The following is a 3,086-nucleotide window of genomic DNA, read 5'->3' as shown; positions in this document are numbered from 1 at the left end:
TGAAAGACACCATTGCGGCTGCCTACGCGGCGCATCCGGAGGGCCCCAGTTTTGGTGACTACTTGGGTGTGGGTGGCGCATCGCTGTTCTATGGTGTGACTGGCTACATGGCGCCCGGCCTGGCTGGGTCGATGCTGAACGGCACGGTGGCCATGTCGCTGCAAAGCGCAGGTACTGCGGCTGGGATGGTGGGCGGTGCGCCGGTGGCGGCGGGTCTGGCTGCAAGTGCCGCTGGTGCGCGCGCGCTGGGGCTTGCTGGCGGTGCCATGGGCGCCTTGATGCCTGTGCAAAAGGCGGCGGGTGCCATTGGTGGCGCTTCTGCTGGTGTCGGCTTTGGCGGTGGCATTAGCGGCGCGGTCCATGCCAATAACCCATTTCAGTCTGCTGCTAGTCCAAGCAATACCAGCAATACCAGCAACACCAGAAAATCCAGCAGCGCAAACAGTGGCGGCACCGGTATAGCGCCTTTCCTGGCTTTGCCGGGTCCATCCGTTTCACCCACTGCATCCAGCTCGGCTAGCCAGTCTGCTAGGGCTCGCACACCAAGTGAAGGCTCTGGCCCTGACAACGCAGCGCCTGGTCCGTCTGAGAGTCCGATGGCTGGACGTGGCATGAACGCGAGCGGCCAAAGTTTGGGCAAGACCCAAGCGCCCGGTTTTGTTGACCCGCGTTTTGGCCCGTCTGCCACGCCGGGTGGTGGCGCAAAGCAAAGCACCAACGAAACTGGCGGCTCGTCTGCCAATTCATTCGATGCGCGGTCTTTCCAACAGCGATTTGAGGCGGACTACAAGCAACATCCGGGCGGCATGGCAGACAAACTCAACAGCTTTTCAAAGCGCTTGCAACATGCTGCAGATCGGAGAAAACCGCATTGGGTGAGTGATGGTCATGTGGGTCACGCACCAGGCTTGCGCATGGGGCTAGATACCTGAGGAATCACGGTGCGCTCACTACAAATCATTGAGAATTACCTCGTTGCACGCGGCTGCGAGATTCAAAAGGTCAAAGACCATTTGGTTGAATTTCGCTTGCCCGGCGAGACCAGCCGAACGTCTGGCGGGCGGCTGTCCGTGGCGCGCGATGGTTATCTCAAAATGTGGCATCGCTATGCAGAAAAAGGTCTGGCAGCGGGTGAGCCGTGGCATGCCGCCGGTGGTATCCGTCTTGGAGATAAATCGACTCCAGCGCTGGCAACCCATATCGACCAGTTGAGCGCGGCTAAAGAACTGTCAGCACTGACTAAAGTGCCGAAATTTTCTTCAAAGCCCCAACAACGCCGCTGGTATGACCCGGAGCAAGTGTGGCGGGCGGCTGATGATCTGTTGCAAACGTCTGGTCTGGTTCCGTCACGGCTGCACGGGCGCTACCGCGATGGCTCTGATTCAAAACCCGTCTACAAGTTGCTGGTCTCAAAAGATGGTGTTGCAACCGCATTTTCATTCCGGGGCGACATTGCTCTACCTGCACCATGGCGGGAAGGCCGACAAACGAGCGATGGAAAGAAAACCATGTATGTCACGGGGCGCGACTTGGGACTGGATGGTGATCTTGCGCCACCCAGTTCTTCACGTGCTTCACCGCGCTCAGCGCCTGCTGAGTTGCGTACAACTGACCAAGATATGAATCGAGACACTTGCAAGTCTTGGATGGCAGGTGTTACCCCACCAGTTGACCATCTTCACCTTGTCAAAAGCAATGCCGTTCTGGATGGCGCGGAGTTGCGGGTGTACCCCCCAGGGCACAGATTTGCCGGCACGATCCTGGTCCCCATTTTTCGTCCTGATTTGATGGGCCGACCAGACACGGTGGAACTGTGTGGTGCCCAACACCTGATGCCCAAAGTCGCTTTCAACACCGACAAAATCATGGCAAAAGGCTCTCACACCGTCGGCGCCTTTGTGCCTTTTCCATGGCCTGATTCATTGATGAAAGCAATGGGCAGCGAGGCCCGGGCACCAATACAAGCGTGGCTGGCGGTTGCTGATAGAAAGAAGCCACTGGTGATCTGTGAAGGGGTGGCAACCGGACTTGCGATTCAGCAAAGCGGTGCGGGCAACACACTTTGCGCGTTGTCGTCGAACAATGTGATGGCGGTCGCAAAATGGGTCAAGCAAACGGGCATGTCGGATTTGTTTTCGGGTGTCGTCATTGCAACAGATCACGACATCGGCCGGACTGAGGCTGGAAGACTCAAATCAAACGCCATCCCACGGGCTTTGGAGGCTGCAAAGCTGACGGGGTTCGCTTTGGCTGTGCCTCCAGCGAACAGTCAAGTTGGCGCTGATGCACGGGACTTGCTCGGTCAGGGCGGCCCCCAGTCCGTGCGTGACTTCATTGCCAGCGCTGTTTCGGCTGCTGATGTGGAGAAAGCGAGGGTTGACATTTTTGTTCCTGTCAAAGAAAGTCAACTGGCTGCTGAGCCTGAAGTCGAACGGTGAAACCAAACACCAACAGACTGTGCAGTGACCAGATGGGTGTTCAGTTAACTAGCCGCGTGGCTTGCAACGCATTCATCGGATGATGGTGAGTTGAAAATGATATGAATCATAGGGTACTATTCGGCGATATCCAATGTTTTGTATCAGTGAATCCCAAGAATCAACCATCCCAGCGAAATAGTGCTGTGGCCCATCTGCAGGCCACGGGCATGTCGCGCCTGAGTGAATTGACTGCAAAGGGCATTACTGCAGCGACGGTGTCGCGCCTTGAGCGAGAGGGCGTTCTCGTTCGCCTTGCCCGAGGGCTGTATCAGCTTGCAGACGCATCTCTCGATGTGAATCACACCCTTGCCGAGGCATCCAAACTTGTTCCCAAGGGGGTCATCTGCCTGACGTCGTCCCTGGCGTTCCACAGTTTGACTGACCAGATTCCACCCAAAGTCTGGATGGCCATTGGTTCGAAAGACTGGCACCCCACATTTAAATATCCGCCGGTTCGTTTCGCTCGTTTTTCAGGGCCACGCCTGCTACTTGGTGTCGAGAGACACGTCATTGACGGGGTATCCGTGCCAATCTTCGGCGTGGCTAAAACCATTGCAGACTTGTTTCGGTATCGGCAGACCGTCGGCATCAACGTTGCACTGGAAG

2 protein-coding genes and 1 pseudogene are annotated in these 3,086 nt (G+C 56.8%); all 3 read left to right on the top strand.

Annotated elements, in window-relative coordinates:
• Positions 1-932 (top strand): annotated as a pseudogene (locus PHF15_RS16885) (hypothetical protein); the annotation flags it as partial.
• A 9-nt stretch (positions 933-941) separates the two neighbouring features.
• Positions 942-2,438: a toprim domain-containing protein gene (locus tag PHF15_RS16880; RefSeq protein ID WP_300123034.1), complete on the top strand. Its 1,497-nt coding sequence runs from the start codon at positions 942-944 to the stop codon at positions 2,436-2,438.
• Positions 2,439-2,647: 209 nt separating this feature from the next.
• On the top strand, positions 2,648-3,086 hold a 439-nt coding region (locus PHF15_RS16875; protein ID WP_300123031.1), incomplete at its 3' end, for a type IV toxin-antitoxin system AbiEi family antitoxin domain-containing protein.

The organism is Rhodoferax sp., from assembly GCF_028689295.1.
GTDB lineage: Bacteria > Pseudomonadota > Gammaproteobacteria > Burkholderiales > Burkholderiaceae_C > Rhodoferax.
This window is presented reverse-complemented; position numbering and strand designations above follow the sequence as displayed.